Below are 17679 nucleotides of genomic sequence, written 5' to 3'. Positions count from 1 at the left end.
GCTCACGGTTCTCCTGGACGTTCTCGCACCCGGGGGTGCTTGGACTTGGCTGGTCGGTAGGACAGGCTAGACCTCGTGACTCCGGACTCGGCCGTGCGCCCACCCCTCGACAAGGCCCGCCTCGGCAGCGACAACCCGGAGCTGATGCCCGACCTCACCGTCGAGGTGGTCGACACCCTGGAGTCGACCAACGCCGAGGTCGCCCGACGCGCCCAGGAGGGCGCCCCCGACGGGCTGGTGGTCGTCGCCGACCACCAGACCGCTGGTCGCGGCCGCCTCGACCGCACCTGGGAGTCCCCGGCCGGCACCTCGGTCACCTTCTCGATCCTGCTGCGCCCCCACACGCCCACCCGCGCCTGGCCGTGGTTGCCGCTGCTCACCGGGTACGCCGTCGACAAGGCCCTCCAGGCCGCCGGGCTCGAGGCCGGCGTCAAGTGGCCCAACGACGTGCTGGTCGGTGACAAGAAGGTCGCGGGCATCCTCGTCGAGCGCGTCGAGACCCCCGAGGGCCCGGCCGCCGTGGTCGGAGTCGGCATCAACGTCGGCCTCACTCCCGACGAGCTGCCCGTCGACACGGCCACCTCGATCGAGATCGAGCTCGGCCGCCCGGTCGACCGCACCGATGTCCTGGTCGAGGTCCTCACCGCCGTCCGCGAGGCCGTCGACGCGTGGGAGATGGGCGGCGACCCCAGCGGCATGCGCCTGCACGAGTCCTACGCCGCGGCCTGCGTGACGGTGGGCCGCGACGTCCGCGTCGACCTGCCCGACGGCTCCGTCCTCGAGGGCCGCGCCGTGGCCATCGACCCCGCCGGGCAGCTCGTCGTCGAGTCCGACGGGGTCCGCACGCCCGTCTCGGCCGGCGACGTCGTGCACGTACGGGCGGTCTGAGGCGCGACCTGGACGCCGACATGGCTAGCCCGGGTCATCGTCACCGCCCCCGAGAAGTGGAATGATCCGCCCGTGGTCATCTCCCAGAAGCTGCTCAACCCCGGCGAGGAAATCATCGTCAGCACGCGCACGCACGCGAAGGCGCTGCTGCTGCCGCTGCTGACGCTGGTCGTCCTGCTGGCGGTGGGCGTGGTCGCCCAGGTCTACATCGACAACGACACCGCGACGCTGGTCGTGTGGGGGATCGTCGCCGTGCTCGTGCTGTGGCGGGTCGTGTGGCCGTCCCTCGACTGGCTGACGGCGTCCTACACGATCACCAACCGGCGCCTGATCACGCGCAACGGCATCTTGACCCGTCGCGGTCACGACATCCCGCTGAGCCGCATCAGCGACGTCGCCTACGAGCGCGACCTGATCGACCGGATGCTCGGCTGCGGCACCCTGGTCATCAGCGACGCCAGCACCAACGGTCAGGTGCTGATCTACGACATCCCGCGCGTCGAGGAGACCCAGCGCGACCTCAACCAGCTGTTGCACCAGCTCCACGGCGGCGAGACGCGAAGCGCCGAGGGGCACTGATCGACGACCAGTGGGGTGACCCCAGCGGGATCGTCGAGGCGATCCTGCGCGAGTCGCCGTCGTACTCCGCGGACGAGGTCGCGAGCCAGGCCGGCATCACCCTGGGCGAGGCCCGCCGGTTGTGGCGGGCCCTCGGGTTCCCCGAGGCGGAGGGGGCGGCGGTCTACACGTCGTCGGACGTCGAGGCCATCCGCACGCTCAGCGGCGCGATCGGGAGCGGGCTGCTCGACTTCGACCTCGCGGTCACCATCACCCGGGCCCTGGGCCAGACGATGGCGCGGCTGGCCGACTGGGAGGTCGCGGCCCTGGTCCACCGGGTCGAGGAGCTGCAGGCCGCCGCACCCGACGAAGCGACCGGGGCCCCGGTCGACCGGACCGCCACCGCGATGCGCCTGCTCGACGACCTCAGCGACGGGTTCGAGGCCACGATGGTCTACGCCTGGCGCCGCCACCTCGCCGCCGCGGTGTCGCGCATCGTCGCGCTCGGCGAGGTCGACAACCTCAACACCACGCGGCTGACGGTCGGGTTCGCCGACATCGTCAGCTTCACCGCGCTGAGCAACGAGATCTCCCGCGAACGCATCGGCGACCTCGTCGAGCTCTTCGAGTCGCGCTGCGCCGACGTGGTCGCGGCCCAGCGCGGCCGGGTGATCAAGAGCATCGGCGACTCGATCCTGTTCGTCAACGACGACCCGATCCGCGCCTACGACACCGCCGAGGGCATCATCACCGTCATCGGCCGCGACAGCCGGATGCCCGACGTCCGGCTCGGTCTGGCCAGCGGCAACGTCGTGATGCGGCTGGGCGACGTGTTCGGGCCGCCGGTCAACCTCGCGGCCCGGCTGACCGCCGTCGCGCGCCGCAACCGGATCATCATCGACGCGGCGACGGCGGCCCTGCTGCCGCCCGACCAGTTCGAGACCCGGCTGCTGCCCGAGCGGCCGGTGCGGGGCTTCGGTTTGGTCGGGCCGGTCGCCGTCCGCCGGCACTGACCGCGACCGGTCCGACCGGTCTAGAGCACCCCCCGCATTTTCCTCCTTCCGGGTGTGCTGGTGCATGGGCCTTCCTACGTTGGGCTCGTGCTCGAGGTGCAAGGTGTCCGCGTGGACCCCGTCGACCGCCGTGTGTGGCTCGACGGCACCGAGGTCGCGTTCTCACGCAAGGAGTTCGACCTCCTGCACGCCCTGATCTCGCGGGCCGGCGAGGTCGTCTCGCGCGACGACCTCATGCGCGAGGTGTGGAACACGACCTTCTGGACGTCGTCGAAGACGATCGACGTGCACCTCGGCTGGATCCGCCGCAAGCTGCAGGACGACAGCCGCAGCCCCCACCTCATCACGACGTTGCGGGGTCGCGGCCTGCGCTTCGAGACCGAGGCCCCCGTCCGCAGCCCGTGAGGGCTCACTATCCTCGACCCGTGTCCTTCGCCCCTCTCGTCGCTGTCGTCGGTGGCGGCCAGCTGGCCCGGATGATGGCGGAGCCGGCCGCGGCGCTCGGCGTCCCGCTGCGCCTGCTGGCCGAGGCCGAGGGTGTCTCGGCGGCCCAGGTGATCGTCGACCAGCTCGTCGGCGACCACACCGACCTCGACGACCTGCGGGCCGTGACCGCCGGCGCCCACGTCGTGACCTTCGACCACGAGCACGTCCCCACCGAGCACCTGCACGCCCTCGAGGGCGACGGCGTCGCCGTGCGCCCGGGGCCGGGTGCGCTGGTGCACGCCCAGGACAAGGGCGTGATGCGCGAGCGGCTGGCCGCGCTCGGCGTGCCGTGCCCGCGCAACGCGATCGTCGCCTCCGTCGACGACGTCGAGGCCTTCGGCCTGCCGTGCGTCCTCAAGACCACCCGTGGCGGCTACGACGGCAAGGGGGTCTGGTTCGTCCGCTCGGTCGACGACGTGGCCGAGCCGCTGCGGGTCGCGCACGAGAAGGGCGTGCGGCTGCTGGCCGAGGAGCTCGTCGACTTCCGTCGCGAGCTCTCGGCCCTGGTGGCCCGCTCGCCCAGCGGCCAGGCGGCGGCGTACCCGGTCGTCGCCTCGACCCAGGTCGACGGCATCTGCCTCGAGGTGGTGGCCCCCGCGCCCGACCTCGACCCCGAGCTGGCCGCCCAGGCCCAGCAGGTCGCGCTCACGATCGCCGGCGAGCTCGACGTCACCGGCGTCCTGGCCGTGGAGATGTTCGAGACCACCGACGGCCGGATCCTGGTCAACGAGCTGGCGATGCGGCCCCACAACACCGGCCACTGGACCCAGGACGGTGCCGTCACCTCGCAGTTCGAGAACCACCTGCGCGCCGTCCTCGACCTGCCGCTCGGCTCACCGGCGGCGCGCGCGCCGTGGACGGTGATGGTCAACATCCTCGGTGGCCCCGCTGAGCAGTCGGGGCAGGTCGGGCGCCTCTACGACGGCTACCCGCACGCCATGGCCCGCGACCCGCACCTGCGGGTCCACCTCTACGGCAAGGACCTGCGGCCGGGCCGCAAGGTCGGCCACGTCAACGCCTACGGCGACGACCTCGACGACTGCCTCGAGCGCGCGCGGCACGCCGCCGCGTGGTTCCGCGGCGACCTCGGCAATGAGAGCGAGTGAGTGATGACCGACTCCGCAGGGCCCCGCGTGGGCATCGTGATGGGCTCCGACTCCGACTGGCCCGTGATGAAGGAGGCCGCGGCCGCGCTCACGGAGTTCGGGGTCGCGCACGAGGCCGACGTCGTCTCGGCGCACCGGATGCCGGAGGAGATGCTGGCCTACGGCAAGGACGCCGCCGGCCGAGGGCTGTCGGTGATCATCGCCGGCGCCGGGGGAGCAGCGCACCTGCCCGGCATGCTGGCCGCCGTGACCCCGCTGCCGGTCATCGGCGTGCCGGTGCCGCTGAAGACCCTCGACGGCATGGACTCCCTGCTCTCGATCGTGCAGATGCCCGCGGGGGTCCCGGTCGCGACCGTCGCGATCGGTGGCGCCCGCAACGCCGGCCTGCTCGCCGTGCGCATCCTGGCGGCCTACGACCTCTCCCTGCGTGAGGCGATGACCGCGTTCCAGGCCGACCTCAAGACCTCGGCGCAGAGCAAGGGCGAGGCCGTGCGCAGGGACACCGGTGCCCGCCGGCTCGGCTTCTAGCTCCGCCTCCACGCGCGGCCGGCTGGTCGGGCTCGACGTCGCGCGCTGCCTGGCCCTGCTGGGCATGATGGCCACGCACGTCCTCGACACGCGCACCCCCGACGGTGACCTGACGACGCTGCACGCGCTCGCCGGTGGCCGGGCCTCCGCCCTCTTCGCGGTGCTCGCCGGGGTCGCGATGGCGCTCGTCTCCGGGCGTCGTACGCCGGTGCGCGGCGGGGAGCGCCTGCGCACGACCCTGGCCCTGCTGGCGCGGGCCCTCGCGGTCGGCGTCCTGGGGCTGCTGCTCGGCGGGCTCGGCACCGGCATCGCGGTGATCCTGACCTACTACGCGGTGCTCTTCGTGCTGGGGCTGCCGTTCCTCGGCCTGACCTGGCGCCCGCTGCTGGCGCTGGCGGTCGGCTGGGCCGTCGTGGTCCCGGTGGTGAGCCGGCTGCTCGTGCCGCGACTGCCCGAGCGCCAGTTCGAGAGCCCCCAGCCCGACCAGCTCGAGCACCCGGGCCGGCTGCTCTCGGAGCTGCTGCTCACCGGCTACTACCCGGCGCTGCCGTGGCTGACCTACCTGCTACTGGGCCTGGCGATCGGGCGGCTCGACCTCGGGTCGCGCCGGGTCGCGGCCCGGCTGGCCGTGGGCGGGCTTGCGGTCGCCGTGGGCGCCACCGTCGGCTCACGCGCCCTGACCCGGACCCGCTTCACGCCGGCCGAGCTCGACGACATCGCCGGCGGGCTCTACGGCCAGACCCCGGTCGAGGGACCGGGGGCGGGGTGGCGGTGGCTGACCGTCGTCGCGCCGCACTCCACGACCCCGTTCGACCTCCTCCAGACCGCCGGCAGTGCCGCGCTCGTGATCGGGCTGTGCCTGCTGCTCGTCGGGTGGGCCGGTGACCTGTCGGCCCTCGGCGAGCGCTCGGTGCAGGTGGCGTTCGGCGCCGGCGCGATGACGCTGACCCTCTACACGCTGCACCTGGTGATGCGCACCGACCTGGTCTGGCCCGACGAGGTGGCCTCGTCCTACGTCTGGCACGTCGTCGTCGTGCTGTGGGTCGGCAGCGTCTACGCCGCCCTGCGCCGTCGCGGGCCGCTCGAGCAGGTCGTCGGCTGTCTGCCCGACCGGATCCGGGGCCGCGCCGGCTGAACGGTGCTACGCCACCAGCCCGTGCTCGTGCGCGTAGACCACGATCTGCACCCGGTCGCGCAGGCTGAGCTTGCGCAGGATGGCGCCGACGTGGGTCTTGACCGTCGACTCCGAGGCGAAGACGAGAGCACCGACCTCGGTGTTGGAGAGCCCGCGCGCGACGGCCGCGAAGACCTCGCGCTCCTTGTCGGTCAGCCCGAGGTACGCCGCCGGCGTCGGCGCCGGGGCGACGAAGCTGCCGGCCATGAGGGCCGTCAGGTCGCCCGGGGCGAGGACGGCGTTGCCGGCGTGGACCGTCCGGATCGCGTCGCGCAGCTGGACCGGCGTCGTGTCCTTGAGCAGGAACCCGCTGGCGCCGTGGCGGATCGCGGTCGCCGCCCGGTCGTCGAGGTTGAAGGTCGTGAGCACGACCACCCGCACCGGCGACGCGCCTGCGGCGGCACGGCGCGCCACCCGGTCGGGCGCGAAGATCTGCCGCGTGGCCTCGACCCCGTCGAGCTCGGGCATCCGGATGTCCATGAGCACCACGTCGGGGGTCAGCTCGTCGACCAGCCGGACGGCCTGCACGCCGTCCCCGGCGGTGCCGACGACGCTCATCCCCTCCTGCGCGTCGACGATGACGCGCACGCCCTCGCGGAAGAGGTCCTGGTCGTCGACGAGCACGACCCGGATGTCGGCGGGAGCAGCGGGCACGTGGGTCATCGCGAGCCCAACGGTATCCACGCGGTGACCGTGAAGGTGGTCGTGGCGTCGTCCTCCTCGCGGCGGCGTACGTCGATGCGGCCGCCGACCGCCTCGAGGCGCTGCCGCATCCCGTCGAGGCCGGAGCCGCGGGTGTCGCGGGTGCCGGGGGCGACCGCGCCCTGCGCGTCGACGGTGTTGCGCACCTCGACGCGCAGCTCGTCGGACAGCGAGTCGTCGGGCCAGTGCCGCTCCACGAGCACGGGCGCGTCGCGGCGTCCGTGCTTGACGGCGTTGGTGAGCATCTCCTGCAGTACCCGGTAGGCCGTCGTCTCGAGCTCGGGGGGCAGCGGGCGGGCGGTGCCGAGCTCGCGCAGCACGACCTCGTGGCCGCCGGCGCGGACCCCGTCGACCAGGGTGTCGAGCGGGCGGGTGGTGGCGGGTGCGTCGGGTGCCGACAGCACGTGGCGGACGTCCTGCAACGACGAGCGCGCCGAGCTCGCGATGGTGGCCATCGTCTGCTTGAGCCGCTCGGGGTCGTCGTCGGGCAGGTACTGCGCCGACTCGGCCTGGGCCAGAATGACGGCCAGGGAGTGGCCGACGACGTCGTGCACGTCGCGCGCCAGCCGGGCCTGCTCGTCGCGCAGCCGCGCGATCTCGCGCGCCTGCTCGGTCTGGCGGACCGCGACGGCCGCCTGCTCCTCGGCGCGCTCCTGCGAGGCCTGGGAGCGTCGGGCCCGGTCGCTGAACCGCAGGGCCAGGCCCGCGAGCCAGGGGGCGGCCAGGACCAGCATCGTGACGACGGACGCCCCCACGCGCCACGTGTCGCCGAAGCGGTAGGCGGTGTCGAGCAGCGTCCTGAGGTCGACGACCGAGAGGAGCGGGACGTACTCCTGCGCGGCGACCAGGTAGACGGCCGTCGCTGCGGCGACCGGCACCGAGAGCGCGGCGCCGACGACCGTCGCGACGCTGCCCCAGCGTGCGCTGCAGAAGACGACCACGAAGAACGCGGCCTCCACCAGCATGACCTGGGTGTCGGTCGCGACCTGCGCGATCCCGATCGCTCCCGACAGGGCCAGCGCGCCGGCCGGCGCGCGCCGGGAGAGCGTGGCCGCGACGGCCGTGGCCAGCACGAGCACCGCGAGGCCCCGGCTGCCGGTGCTGCCGTTGACGGCGTCGGTGTTGACCAGCTCGACCACGCCGAGGACCAGCACCGCCAGCCCCAGCGCGACCGACGGCACCCATGCCCGCAGCCGGTCCTCCACCGGCGCGACCCTACCGAGCGGTGGCGACGGCGTCGCGCACCAACACGTCGAGGAGGTCGGCGTACGCCAGCCCGGCGGCCGCGAACATCCGCGGCACCTGGGACTGCTCGGTGAAGCCGGGCATCGTGTTGACCTCGTTGAGCACCGGGCCGTCCTGCGTCCAGAAGAAGTCGACCCGTGCGACGCCGGCGCACCCCAGGGCGTCGAACACCGCGACCGCGGCGTCCTCGAGCGTCGTGGTGGCGGTCGTGTCGAGTTCCGCCGGGATGCGGAGGTCGGCGTGACCGCCGTACTTGTCCTCGAAGCCGAACACGCCGTCGACCACGACCTCCAGCGTCGGGGCGACCACGCGCCGCCCGTCGGGGCGCGCGAGCACGGCGACGTCGACCTCGCGCCCGACCACGACGTCCTCGACGAGCACCCGGTCGTCGAGGGCGAAGGCCGCGGCCAGGGCCTCGTCGAGCGCTCCGGCCGTGGCGACCAGGGTGACGCCGTGGCTCGAGCCGGCCGCGACGGGCTTGACCACCACCGGGTGGGTCCAGGCGTACGCCGACCGGGTGGCGGGCGTCAGCAGGACACCGGGTGCGGTGGCGATGCCCAGCGCGCCGGCCACGAGCTTGGTGGCCCACTTGTCCATCGCCAGCGCCCCCGCCCGCAGGCCGGAGCCGACGAAGGGCAGCCCGGCGAGGTCGCACAGCGCGGCCAGGGTGCCGTCCTCGCCGTGCGGACCGTGCACGACCGGCAGCACCACGTCGCAGCGCCGCAGCAGGCACAGCGCGCCGGTCAGGCCGACCGGGCGGCCGCCGCCGTCGAGCCAGGTGCCGTGGGGGTCGATCGTCAGCCGCACGACCTCGTGGCGCGCGGGGTCGAGGGCTGCGGCGACGCACGCGGCGCTGGCCAGGGACACCTCGTGCTCGCAGCTGGCGCCACCGCCGATCACGGCCACCCGGGTCCGCCGGTCGCCGCTCACGACCGGGCCACCCGCGCGCCGATGCCGGTGACGATCTCGTGCTCGATCGTGTCGGCCCACCCGGCCCACTCGGCGACCGTCGGCTCGCCCTGGTGGCCGGGGCCGAAGACGGTGGCGACGGTGCCCGGCAGGACGGCGTCGTCACCGAGGTCGACGACGACCTGGTCCATCGACACGCGCCCGACGACGCGACGGCGGCGACCGGCCAGCCACACCTGGGCGTGCCCGGCGGTCGAGCGGGGCAGGCCGTCGGCGTACCCGAGGGGGAGCAGGGCCAGCGTGGTGGGCCGGTCGGCGTACCACGCGTGGCCGTAGCCGACCGACGCTCCGGTCGGCACCCGGCGGGTGCTGACGACCGGTGCGGTGAGCGTCAGGGCGGGGGACAGGCGCGTGGTGCCGCTGGGGTCGATGCCGACCAGGCCGGCCCCGACGCGGCTCATCGTGTGCCGCGAGGCCGGGTCGGTGAGGGTCGCGGCCGTGGCGGCGAGGTGGCGCAGGGGCGGGCGGAGCCCGGCCGCCCGGGCCACCTCGACGCCCCAGGTGAAGACGGCGCGCCCGGCGGCGTTGGCCGGGTCGTCGGGCACGTCGGCGCAGCCGAGGTGCCCCATCACGCCGACCACCCGCAGCGCCCCCGCCCGCTCGGCGCGCCCCGCCGCGCGGCACAGCGCGGGCCACTCCTCGGGCGCGGCCCCGTCGCGGGCCATGCCGGTGTCGAGGTGCAGGTGCACCCGGGCGCCGGTGACCGACCGGGTCAGGGCGTCGAGGTGGGCCAGGCTCGGCACCGCGAGGTCGACGTGCGACCCGACGGCCGTGACGTAGTCGGCGTCGACCGGGTTGAGCCAGCTGAGCAGGGGCGCCCGCAGGTCGGCGGCGCGCAGCGCGAGCGCCTCGGCGATGCTGGTGACCCCGAGCCACGACGCCCCGTGGGCCAGGGCGGTGCGCGCGACGCCGGTGGCGCCGTGGCCGAACCCGTCGGCCTTGACGACCGCCATCAGCGCCCCGGGCGTGAGGGCCGCGAGCAGCCGCGTGTTGGCGGCGACCGCGTCGAGGTCGACCTCGAGACGGGGCCCCACAGCGGCACGGGCGGCGAGGACGGCGGTCATCGGACCGGCCCGTACGGCGCCGACGCGGCCCCGGTGAGCAACGCCCAGTAGCGGTCGCCGTAGGACCAGTGCCACCACTCCGTGGGGTAGTTGACCAGGCCGGCCCCGCCGAGCGCGTGCGCCATCAGGTCGCGGTGGGCGCGGGCGTCCGCGCCGATGCCGTCGGCCGCGGTGAAGCACCGTCCGTCGCTCTGCTCCGGGGTGGCGTCGATGGGGGTGCCGAGGTCGAGGTCGTCGCCGCAGGCGTCGACCAGCGTCAGATCGACCGCGGCGCCGGCGACGTGCGGGGCGACCTCGACCGGCGACACGAACCGGCTCGTCAGCACCCGCAGCGCCACCTCGTCGAGGTCGGGGTGCAGCGCGCGCAGCTGCGCCGAGTACGACGCTACGACGGCCGCCTGGTCGACCAGGGAGCGGTGTCCCTCGACGACCCGCAGCCCGATCCCGGCCGGCAGGCGGGTCGCGGCCAGCGCGAGCCGGTCGGCCAGGCCGCGGCGCACGCGCTCGCGGGTGGGGGACAGGTGTCGTAGGAGTCGCACCAGCGGCTCGCCCGACTCGCGGACCGCGACGGCCGCGACGCGCGGGTCGCACAGGAGGATCGCTGGGGTCGGGGTGCTGGTCGGGGTGCTGGTCGGGTTGCTGGTCGGGTTGCTGGTCGGGGTGCTGGTCGGGGTGCCGGACGGGTCACCGGCGAGGGTCTGGGTGGTCACGGGGACGACGCTAGGAACCCGCGACGGGTCGCGGCATCGGTCGTGGGTGCCGGTCGGCTGTCCTGAGGTACCGGCGCCCGGCACCTCCTCCTCGTCCCCTACTCGTCGCGCACGCGACCGCGCAGCGCCTTGGTCGAGCCGCGCTGCTTCTTCGCTTCGAGCCGACGCCGCTGCGAGCCCTTGGTCGGCTTGGTGGCCCGGCGCGGCGGCGGGGGTGGCAGCAGCGCGTCGCGCAGGCGCGCGGCCAGGCGCTCGCGCGCCGCGACCCGGTTGCGGTGCTGGGAGCGGTGCTCGGAGGCGACCACCACGACCGGCGAGCCGACCCGGCCGACCACGCGCGCCCGCTGCGCGTCGCTGAGCGCGGTCGAGGTCATCACGTCGTACTCGAGCTCGACGCGGCTGTCGGTGGTGTTGACCGACTGTCCGCCCGGGCCCGACGACCTGCTGAACCGCTCGACCAGCTCGACGGCCGGGATCGTGACGCCCGGCCGGACCTCGAGGTCGTCACCGGGACCGGCCACCCTTCACCCTCTCCTGCGCCACTCGATCGCCGGGCAGGTGTCCATGACCATCGCCACGCCCGCCGCTCGGGTGCGCTCGAACGCCGCCTCGTCGACGACCCCGAGCTGGAACCACACGCCGCGGGCGCCGATCGCGACGGCCTGGTCGGCGAACTCGCCGGCCGCCTCGGAGCGGCGGAAGACGTCGACGACCTCGACCGGGAACGGCACGTCGGCCAGGCTCGCGTAGCCGGTCTCGCCCAGCACCGTCACGGCGCCGGGGTTGATCGGCACGACCCGCTTGCCACGCTCCTGCAGCAGCGAGGCGATGGAGTACGCCGTGCGGTCGGTGTTGGCGGTCAGGCCGACGACCGCCCAGGTGGTGCACTCGTCGAGCATCAGCGCCACCGCCGCCAGGTCCTGCCAGTCGGGCGTGCCGGGAGCGGCGGGGGAGGTCATGGGGCCACGCTAGGCGATCGAACCCGTGCATACGAGCGGTGCGCAGGGGTACGCCTCCCCGCACGAGCGCCGAGGCCGCCGGGATCCCCCCACCCGGCGGCCCCGGCCCCTTTCGGGTGAACATTCGGCGAACCGGTGCCCCCGTGCCACCTGCTGTGACAACATCGGTCACAGAGGCCTGTGTGCCTCTCGCACAGCGCCACCAGCAGCACCATCGAGGCCCACCCGGGCCTCGAACCGGGAGGTAGCTCGTACATGGGGTCGAGTCGCACCGTCACCGATGCGCGCCGTCGCGTCCAGACGGCCCTGCTGCTCTCGCGGGCCCGCGCGAGCCGGGGCGAGGCACGAGCCCGTTACGAGGACGAGGTCATCCGCGCCAACATGGCGGTGGCCGGCGAGGTCGCCCGTCGCTACCACGGCCGCGGGATCCCGGCCGAGGACATCGACCAGGTCGCCTACCTCGGTCTGGTCAAGGCCGTGCGCGGCTTCGACCCCACCGTGGGCGACGACTTCCTGAGCTACGCCGTGCCGACGCTGCGCGGCGAGATCCGCCGCTACTTCCGTGACTCCGGCTGGACGGTGCGGCCACCGCGCTCGGTCCAGGAGGTCCAGGCCCGCGTGACGCAGGCCGATGCCGACCTCACCCAGCGGCTGGGCCGCAGCCCCCGCCCGGCCGAGATCGCCGTCCACCTCGACGAGCCCCTCACCCTGGTCATCGACGCCCTGTCGGCCAGTGGCTGCTTCAACCCCGTCTCGCTCGACGCGCCGCGGCCCGACGCCGAGAGCGCCGAGTCCCCACTGGACCGGATGGGTGACGTCGACCCCGCCTTCGCCAGTGCCGAGGCCCGACTGGCCCTGCGTCCGCTGATGGAGTCGCTGCCGCCCCGCGAGCGCCGCATCCTCGAGCTGCGCTACTTCGAGAACCGCACCCAGGCCCAGATCGGCGCCGAGGTGGGCGTCAGCCAGGAGCAGGTCTCGCGCCTGCTGTCGGCCATCCTGCGCAAGCTGCGCGCCTCCCTGGCCGCCTAGGGCCGGGTCCGGTCAGGCCTCGGGGAAGATCCGGGGCAGCTCGGAGGCCGTGCCGGTGAAGTGGGGGGTGCGCTTGGCCAGGAACGCGGCCACGCCCTCCTTGCCGTCGCCGACCGACGTGTGCCACATGGCGACCGAGTCGGACAGGTGCGCGTCGAGCGGGTGGGCCGCCGCGCCGTTGCCGTAGACGAGCTGCTTGGCCAGGGCCAGGGCGACGGGGGAGCGGTCGACGACGAAGGAGCGGGCCAGCTCGAGGGCGGCCGGCAGCAGGTCGTCGGGCTCGTGCACCGAGCGCAGCAGCCGGCCGGCGAGCGCCTGCTCGGCCGTCAGGATGTCGGCGGCGTAGACCCACTCGAGCGCCTGCTGCACCCCGACGATGCGGGGCAGGAACCACGTCGACGCGGCCTCGGGCACGATGCCGAGACGGCCGAAGACGAAGCCGATCCGGGCCTTGGTCGAGGCCAGTCGCAGGTCCATCGCCAGGGTCATGGTCGCGCCGATGCCGACGGCGGGGCCGTTGATCGCGGCGATCACGGGCTTGGGCAGGGCGTGGATCGCCAGGGTGACGCGCCCCCCGGTGTCGCGCACCCCGTCGGCGTACGCCGGGTCGTCGAAGCGCTCGCGCAGCAGCTCGGGCGTGACCTCGAGGGTCTCGTCGAGCCCGAAGACGTTGCCCGGGGCCGACAGGTCCATGCCGGCGCAGAACGCCCGGCCCGCGCCGGTGACCACGACGGCGCGCACGGCGTCGTCGAGCGCCTCGGTCGTGAAGACCGCGAGCAACTCGCGCGCCATCGTGAGGTCGAAGGCGTTGAGCGCGTCGGGGCGACTCAGGGTGAGGGTCGCGACGCCGTCGGCGTCGACGGACCAGTCGAGGGTCTCGTACGAGGTCGTCATGGGCCCAGTCTCACCGGCGGGTCAGCGCACGATCCCGTTGGGGGTGCACTGCTGCTTGGTGATCGCGCTGGTGTCGTCGTCGATGATGGCCTTGAACAGCGGGTCGGCGCGGTCGCGGTCCCACGTGCTCGCGCTCAGGTCGGTGACCGGCATCGTGCAGGTGAGGTTGTCGCCGCTGCCGGTCCTGGTCATCGCCAGCGCCCACCGGCTGGCGTCGATCGAGCTCATGCCCTCGCCGAAGGCGAAGAACGACGGCACCGCGTGGTTGAGCCGCCACCAGCGCACCGGGTTGAGCACCGACCACGGCGAGAGCACCTTGTCGCCGATCGCGCCGATGACCTCGCGCTGGCGACGCACGCGCTCGAGGTCGCCGAACGTCGACTGCTTGCGTGAGCGGGAGTAGGCCAGCGCGGTCGGACCGTCGACGTCTTGGCAGCCCTTCTTGATGTCGAGCCCGGCCAGGGGGTCCTTGAGACGCTCGACCGGGCAGACCCGGATGCCGCCGACGGCGTCGACGACGTCGGCGACCCCGCCCAGCCCGATCTCGACGTACTTGTCGATCCGGATGCCGGTCTCGGTCTCGATCACCCGCGTCAGCAGCGGCGCGCCCCCGCGGCCGTAGGCCCCGTTGATCTTGCCGGTGAAGAAGGGGCGGTCGACGTAGGTGTCGCGCGGCACCGAGAGCAGCACGCTCGGGCCGCTGCCGGTGTGCAGGATCAGCATGGTGTCGGTGAGCTCGGACTTGGGGTTGCCGGTGCTGAGCTCCTTGCGCTCGGCAGCGGTCAGGTCGCGCCGGGAGTCGCTGCCGACCAGGAGGTACGTCGTCCCGTCCTGGTCGCCGGGCCGGTCGCCGTCGGGCTCGAAGGCGACCTGCGTGGCGTTCTGCCAGGTGACGAACGGGACCGCGACGATGAAGACCGCCCAGAGCAGGAGCAGCACGAGCACCGTGCGCACCCAGAAGCGGGGCCGACGCAGCCGCCGGGCCCAGGACCCGCCGCCGGTGCGCCCCGGCGGGGGAGCGGGCGGGACCGGGCCGGGGGCGTACGGCGCGGGAGCCGGGGCCGGAGGTCGCGGACCCGTGCCCTGCGCAGCGGCGGCCGGCGGCCCCGGACGGGGCATCTTCTGCGTCGGTGGGCCGGACTGGCTCGACGGGCCGGACTGGCCGGACTGGCTCGACGGGCCGGGCCGCGGCTGGACGGGGATCCGACGGGTCGCCTCGGGCGCCTGGGGCTCGTCGGCGCCCGGCGGCCGGCCGTACAGCCAGCCGAACTCGGGCCCCTCCCCGGGGCTGCCACCCGGACGTTCGCTCATGGGCGCAGACGCTACCGGTCGTGCGGTCGGATCCCGGGGACCCGTGCTCGGCGCGACCAATCGTGGGTCGCCCCGGCGCGTCATCACGGGTGTGGCGCATGTGACTGGTGATACTGACGGTCTGCTTCCTTCCCCAGCAGAGAGCTGTGCCATGTCCGTCCTGTCTGCCCCGTCCACCCTCACCGCCCCGTCCGCGACCCCGCTCGCCGAGCGGGCCGCCCAGGTGCGGTTCCGCCGCGCGCTCTCGCTGATGGCGATGACCCTCGTCGCCCCCGGGACCGCCCAGCTCGTCGCCGGCAACCGCAAGGTCGGTCTGGTGGCCTTCCGGGTCTACCTCGGCCTGTGGGCGCTGGGCCTGGCGGTGGTCGTGGTCGTGGCGTTCGACCACGGCCTGGTCCTCGGGATGGCGGTCAACACCACGCTGCTGTTCTGGCTCAACCTGGTCCTGGTGGCCGCGGCCGTCGGCTGGGCGGCGCTGTTCTTCGACGCCTGGCGGATCGGGCAGCCGCTGAGCTACTCGATGGGCCACCGCCGCCTGGCGATCGGGGTCAACGGGATGCTCGCGCTCGGGGTGGCCGGCATCCTGCTCTTCACCGCCCACGTCGTCGCGGTCCAGCGCGACTTCATCCTCGCCACCTTCGGCGACGGCGCGGCCTCCGACGCCCACCACGGTCGCTACAACGTGCTGCTCATGGGCGGCGACTCCGGCGCCGGGCGCTGGGGCCTGCGCACCGACTCGATGACCGTGGCCTCGATCGACGAGGTGACCGGCAAGACCGTGCTGATCGGGCTCCCGCGCAACATGGCGAACTTCCCGTTCAAGAAGGGCTCGGTCATGGCCGAGCAGTTCCCCGACGGCTTCGACTGCGACGGCTGCATGCTCAACGGCGTCAGCACGTGGGCCCAGGACAACACCGAGCTGTTCCCCGGCTCCGACCAGCCCGGCATCGACGCCACGATCATGGCGATCGAGGGCATCACGGGCCTGAGGATCAACTACTGGGCGATGGTCAACCTCGAAGGCTTCAAGAGCCTCGTCGACGCCGTCGGCGGGGTCACCCTCAACGTGCGCCAGCCCATCCCGATCGGGCTGCCCGGCGACAAGGTCACCGGCACCGTCGAGCCCGGCACCCGCAAGCTCGACGGCTTCGAGACCCTCTGGTACGCCCGGGCCCGCGAGGGCTCCGACGACTACTCGCGCATGGCGCGGCAGAAGTGCGTGATGAACGCGATGCTGCAGCAGGTCAGCCCGGCCTCGGCCCTGCGCAACTTCGAGGACATCGCCAAGGCGACCTCCGACATGGTGCAGACCGACGTGCCGGCCTCCGAGGTCGACACCTTCCTCGACCTGGCCCTCAAGGCCAAGAACCAGAAGGTCGCGACCCTGTCGCTGGTGCCGCCGATGATCGTCACCGCGCACCCCGACATCAAGCTCATCCACCGCAAGGTGGCCGAGGCGATCGACCGCTCCGAGGGCGACGCGCCGGCACCGGCGACGAGGAAGAAGCATCCCGACACCGCCGTCGACACCACCGCCGTGACCGGCGGCTCGGTCGGCACGCTCAAGGACGGGTACGCCGCCAACCAGGCCGAGGACCTCGCCGCCTCCTGCTGACCCGTCGTCGCGAGCACGCCGCAGCCTGTGGAGGACGCCGGCACGGTGGCGTTCGCGCGTGCATCCTGGTCGGCATGACGAGGAGGGGGCACCATGGTCGACATGACGACGCTGCCGCGGGGACGTGAGTTCACGCGCGACGACCTCGCCGCGATGCCCGACGACGGCAACCGCTACGAGCTCGTCGACGGCGCGATCATCGTGACCCCGTCGCCCAAGGTCCCGCACCAGGCCACTGTCGGGCACCTCTACGCCCTTCTCCTCGCCGCGTGCCCCGAGGACCTGCGGGTGTTCGTGGCGCCGTTGGACGTCACGCTCTCGGAACAGACGGTCGTGCAGCCCGACGTGCTGGTGACCACGGCCGCGCAGGTCGCCGGGCTCGACCACGTCGGAGTCCCGCTGCTGACGGTCGAGGTCCTCTCGCCGAGCACCCGCCACCTCGACCTGGGCCTCAAGCGCAGCCGCTACGAGGCCGCGGCCTGCGCGTCCTACTGGGTCGTGGACCCGGCGGTGCCGTCGGTCGTCTGCTGGCAGCTGCACGACGGGCAGTACGTCGAGACCGGGCGCGCCACCGGCGACGAGGTGCTGACCGCCGACCGGCCGTTCCCGGTCACCGTGGTGCCGTCCTCACTCGTCAGGTGACGTCCCAGCTGCCCTCGACCACGTCGTACGTCGCCTGGTCGGCAGCCGCGACCAGCCAGTCGGTGGCGGTGCGGCGGGGGTCGTAGTCGGGTCCGCCGTGGTGGCGCAGCACGCCGCCGGCCTCGGTGAGCAGCAGCTGGCCGGGTGCGTGGTCCCAGGGCTTGGTCGACTTGTAGAGCACCGCGTCACACGCGCCCTCCACGAGTCGCGGGTAGTCGATGCCGCACGACACCCAGCTCAGCCGCAGCTCGCCGACCGCGGCGTGCTGGCGGCCGACCCACGACCGCCGTGAGGTCCGCACGTCGAAGGTGTCCGGCGCCCCGGTGGGCGGGGTAGTGGTGAGCCGCTCGCCGTTGCGCCAGCTGCCGGCGCCGCGCTCGGCGACGTACATCAGCTCGTGCTGGGGCTGCCAGATCCAGGCGCGCACGACCTGGCCTGCGCGCAGCTCGGAGGCCATGACGGCGTGGTCGGGGGAGCCGTGCACGAAGTTCTTGGTGCCGTCGACCGGGTCGACGGTGAAGGAGTGCTCGGCCGTGGCGTAGCGGTCGAGGACCGACGGGTCCGCGGCGCACGCCTCCTCGCCGAGGACCACGGCCCCGGGGTGAGCCGCCACCAGCGCCTCGGTGATGAGCACCTCGGCCTCGTGGTCGGCGACCGTGACGAGGTCGCCGGGGTTCTTCTCGCTGATCTCGTGCGACAGCAGGGCACGGAAGCGAGGCGTGATGACCTCGGCCGCCACGTCCTGCAGCAGGGCGGTGATGGCGTCGGTGTCCACGTGACCACACT

General features: G+C 73.7%; 20 protein-coding genes. 10 read left to right on the top strand and 10 right to left on the bottom strand.

Annotation, left to right across the window (positions count from 1 at the left end):
* Positions 1 to 75 precede the first annotated feature (75 nt).
* From FZC61_RS10150 to FZC61_RS10120, 7 genes are all read left to right on the top strand, one after another.
* Positions 76 to 888, top strand: coding sequence for a biotin--[acetyl-CoA-carboxylase] ligase (locus FZC61_RS10150; protein ID WP_246142625.1), 813 nt, complete (start codon positions 76 to 78; stop codon positions 886 to 888).
* Positions 889 to 960: 72 nt separating this feature from the next.
* Entirely contained in the window at positions 961 to 1467 is a 507-nt protein-coding gene (locus FZC61_RS10145; protein WP_148614057.1) for a PH domain-containing protein, read from the top strand.
* Between the two features lie 119 nt (positions 1468 to 1586).
* Complete coding sequence (locus FZC61_RS10140) at positions 1587 to 2459, top strand: adenylate/guanylate cyclase domain-containing protein (RefSeq protein ID WP_246142624.1); 873 nt, start codon at positions 1587 to 1589, stop codon at positions 2457 to 2459.
* Positions 2460 to 2570: 111 nt separating this feature from the next.
* Positions 2571 to 2864 carry a winged helix-turn-helix domain-containing protein gene (locus tag FZC61_RS10135; protein ID WP_246142623.1) on the top strand — a complete coding sequence of 98 codons (294 nt, stop codon included), beginning with the start codon at positions 2571 to 2573 and terminating at the stop codon, positions 2862 to 2864.
* A gap of 71 nt (positions 2865 to 2935) precedes the next feature.
* Positions 2936 to 4051, top strand: a complete 1116-nt coding sequence (locus FZC61_RS10130; protein ID WP_246142650.1) for a 5-(carboxyamino)imidazole ribonucleotide synthase — start codon at positions 2936 to 2938, stop codon at positions 4049 to 4051.
* A gap of 3 nt (positions 4052 to 4054) precedes the next feature.
* Positions 4055 to 4579 carry a 5-(carboxyamino)imidazole ribonucleotide mutase gene (gene purE / locus FZC61_RS10125; RefSeq protein ID WP_148614054.1) on the top strand — a complete coding sequence of 175 codons (525 nt, stop codon included), beginning with the start codon at positions 4055 to 4057 and terminating at the stop codon, positions 4577 to 4579.
* Positions 4557 to 5714 (top strand): heparan-alpha-glucosaminide N-acetyltransferase domain-containing protein, encoded by a 1158-nt coding sequence (locus FZC61_RS10120; protein WP_148614053.1) that lies wholly within the window; start codon positions 4557 to 4559, stop codon positions 5712 to 5714. Before purE ends, FZC61_RS10120 begins: the two co-directional genes overlap by 23 nt.
* A 6-nt stretch (positions 5715 to 5720) precedes the next feature.
* Here the strand turns inward: FZC61_RS10120 and FZC61_RS10115 are convergent, their stop codons facing one another.
* The 7 genes from FZC61_RS10115 to FZC61_RS10085 all read right to left on the bottom strand — a co-directional run bounded on the left by FZC61_RS10115 (position 5721) and on the right by FZC61_RS10085 (position 11402).
* A complete protein-coding gene (locus tag FZC61_RS10115; RefSeq protein ID WP_148614052.1) occupies positions 5721 to 6416 on the bottom strand; it encodes a response regulator in 696 nt (231 codons plus the stop codon).
* On the bottom strand, positions 6413 to 7660 hold the full coding sequence (locus FZC61_RS10110; protein WP_148614051.1) for a sensor histidine kinase: 1248 nt from the start codon (positions 7658 to 7660) through the stop codon (positions 6413 to 6415). The genes FZC61_RS10115 and FZC61_RS10110 overlap by 4 nt, the downstream gene beginning before the upstream one ends.
* 10 nt (positions 7661 to 7670) lie before the next feature.
* Positions 7671 to 8630 (bottom strand): D-alanine--D-alanine ligase family protein, encoded by a 960-nt coding sequence (locus tag FZC61_RS10105; protein WP_148614050.1) that lies wholly within the window; start codon positions 8628 to 8630, stop codon positions 7671 to 7673.
* Entirely contained in the window at positions 8627 to 9733 is a 1107-nt protein-coding gene (gene alr / locus FZC61_RS10100) for an alanine racemase (protein WP_148614049.1), read from the bottom strand. The genes FZC61_RS10105 and alr overlap by 4 nt, the downstream gene beginning before the upstream one ends.
* A complete protein-coding gene (locus FZC61_RS10095; protein ID WP_246142622.1) occupies positions 9730 to 10443 on the bottom strand; it encodes a M15 family metallopeptidase in 714 nt (237 codons plus the stop codon). The genes alr and FZC61_RS10095 overlap by 4 nt, the downstream gene beginning before the upstream one ends.
* A gap of 98 nt (positions 10444 to 10541) precedes the next feature.
* The gene (gene arfB, locus FZC61_RS10090; RefSeq protein WP_148614048.1) at positions 10542 to 10964 is read right to left on the bottom strand and encodes an alternative ribosome rescue aminoacyl-tRNA hydrolase ArfB; all 423 of its coding nucleotides are present in this window, start codon (positions 10962 to 10964) and stop codon (positions 10542 to 10544) included.
* A 3-nt stretch (positions 10965 to 10967) separates the two neighbouring features.
* A complete protein-coding gene (locus tag FZC61_RS10085) occupies positions 10968 to 11402 on the bottom strand; it encodes a CoA-binding protein (RefSeq protein WP_148614047.1) in 435 nt (144 codons plus the stop codon).
* A 255-nt stretch (positions 11403 to 11657) separates the two neighbouring features.
* On the opposite strand from FZC61_RS10085, the gene FZC61_RS10080 reads away from it, so the two are divergent.
* Positions 11658 to 12431: a sigma-70 family RNA polymerase sigma factor gene (locus FZC61_RS10080; RefSeq protein WP_148614046.1), complete on the top strand. Its 774-nt coding sequence runs from the start codon at positions 11658 to 11660 to the stop codon at positions 12429 to 12431.
* Between the two features lie 12 nt (positions 12432 to 12443).
* On the opposite strand, the gene FZC61_RS10075 is transcribed toward FZC61_RS10080, so the two are convergent.
* Both FZC61_RS10075 and FZC61_RS10070 read right to left on the bottom strand, forming a co-directional pair.
* Positions 12444 to 13325, bottom strand: coding sequence for a crotonase/enoyl-CoA hydratase family protein (locus FZC61_RS10075; protein ID WP_148614045.1), 882 nt, complete (start codon positions 13323 to 13325; stop codon positions 12444 to 12446).
* 21 nt (positions 13326 to 13346) lie between these two features.
* Positions 13347 to 14636, bottom strand: coding sequence for an LCP family protein (locus FZC61_RS10070; protein ID WP_148614044.1), 1290 nt, complete (start codon positions 14634 to 14636; stop codon positions 13347 to 13349).
* Between the two features lie 151 nt (positions 14637 to 14787).
* On the opposite strand from FZC61_RS10070, the gene FZC61_RS10065 reads away from it, so the two are divergent.
* Positions 14788 to 16251 (top strand): LCP family protein, encoded by a 1464-nt coding sequence (locus tag FZC61_RS10065; protein ID WP_148614043.1) that lies wholly within the window; start codon positions 14788 to 14790, stop codon positions 16249 to 16251.
* A gap of 102 nt (positions 16252 to 16353) precedes the next feature.
* A complete protein-coding gene (locus FZC61_RS10060) occupies positions 16354 to 16893 on the top strand; it encodes a Uma2 family endonuclease (protein ID WP_246142621.1) in 540 nt (179 codons plus the stop codon).
* On the opposite strand, the gene FZC61_RS10055 is transcribed toward FZC61_RS10060, so the two are convergent.
* Positions 16886 to 17668 carry an inositol monophosphatase family protein gene (locus FZC61_RS10055; RefSeq protein ID WP_148614041.1) on the bottom strand — a complete coding sequence of 261 codons (783 nt, stop codon included), beginning with the start codon at positions 17666 to 17668 and terminating at the stop codon, positions 16886 to 16888. The two genes, FZC61_RS10060 and FZC61_RS10055, sit on opposite strands and share 8 nt — an antisense overlap.
* Between the last annotated feature and the right edge of the window lie 11 nt (positions 17669 to 17679).

Source organism: Nocardioides rubriscoriae, assembly GCF_008087085.1.
In the GTDB taxonomy this organism is placed as follows: domain Bacteria; phylum Actinomycetota; class Actinomycetes; order Propionibacteriales; family Nocardioidaceae; genus Nocardioides; species Nocardioides rubriscoriae.
Note: the sequence above shows the minus strand (reverse complement) of the source record. Positions and strands in the feature narration are given on the sequence as shown.

Coding starts and splice junctions, on each gene's coding strand:
- FZC61_RS10065 (WP_148614043.1), top strand. CDS start 14,788: ATGTCCGTCCTGTCTGCCCCGTCCACCCTCACCGCCCCGTCCGCGACC.
- FZC61_RS10070 (WP_148614044.1), bottom strand. CDS start 14,636: ATGAGCGAACGTCCGGGTGGCAGCCCCGGGGAGGGGCCCGAGTTCGGC.
- FZC61_RS10085 (WP_148614047.1), bottom strand. CDS start 11,402: ATGACCTCCCCCGCCGCTCCCGGCACGCCCGACTGGCAGGACCTGGCG.
- FZC61_RS10115 (WP_148614052.1), bottom strand. CDS start 6,416: ATGACCCACGTGCCCGCTGCTCCCGCCGACATCCGGGTCGTGCTCGTC.
- alr (WP_148614049.1), bottom strand. CDS start 9,733: ATGACCGCCGTCCTCGCCGCCCGTGCCGCTGTGGGGCCCCGTCTCGAG.
- FZC61_RS10080 (WP_148614046.1), top strand. CDS start 11,658: ATGGGGTCGAGTCGCACCGTCACCGATGCGCGCCGTCGCGTCCAGACG.
- FZC61_RS10075 (WP_148614045.1), bottom strand. CDS start 13,325: ATGACGACCTCGTACGAGACCCTCGACTGGTCCGTCGACGCCGACGGC.
- FZC61_RS10130 (WP_246142650.1), top strand. CDS start 2,936: ATGATGGCGGAGCCGGCCGCGGCGCTCGGCGTCCCGCTGCGCCTGCTG.
- FZC61_RS10060 (WP_246142621.1), top strand. CDS start 16,354: ATGACGACGCTGCCGCGGGGACGTGAGTTCACGCGCGACGACCTCGCC.
- purE (WP_148614054.1), top strand. CDS start 4,055: ATGACCGACTCCGCAGGGCCCCGCGTGGGCATCGTGATGGGCTCCGAC.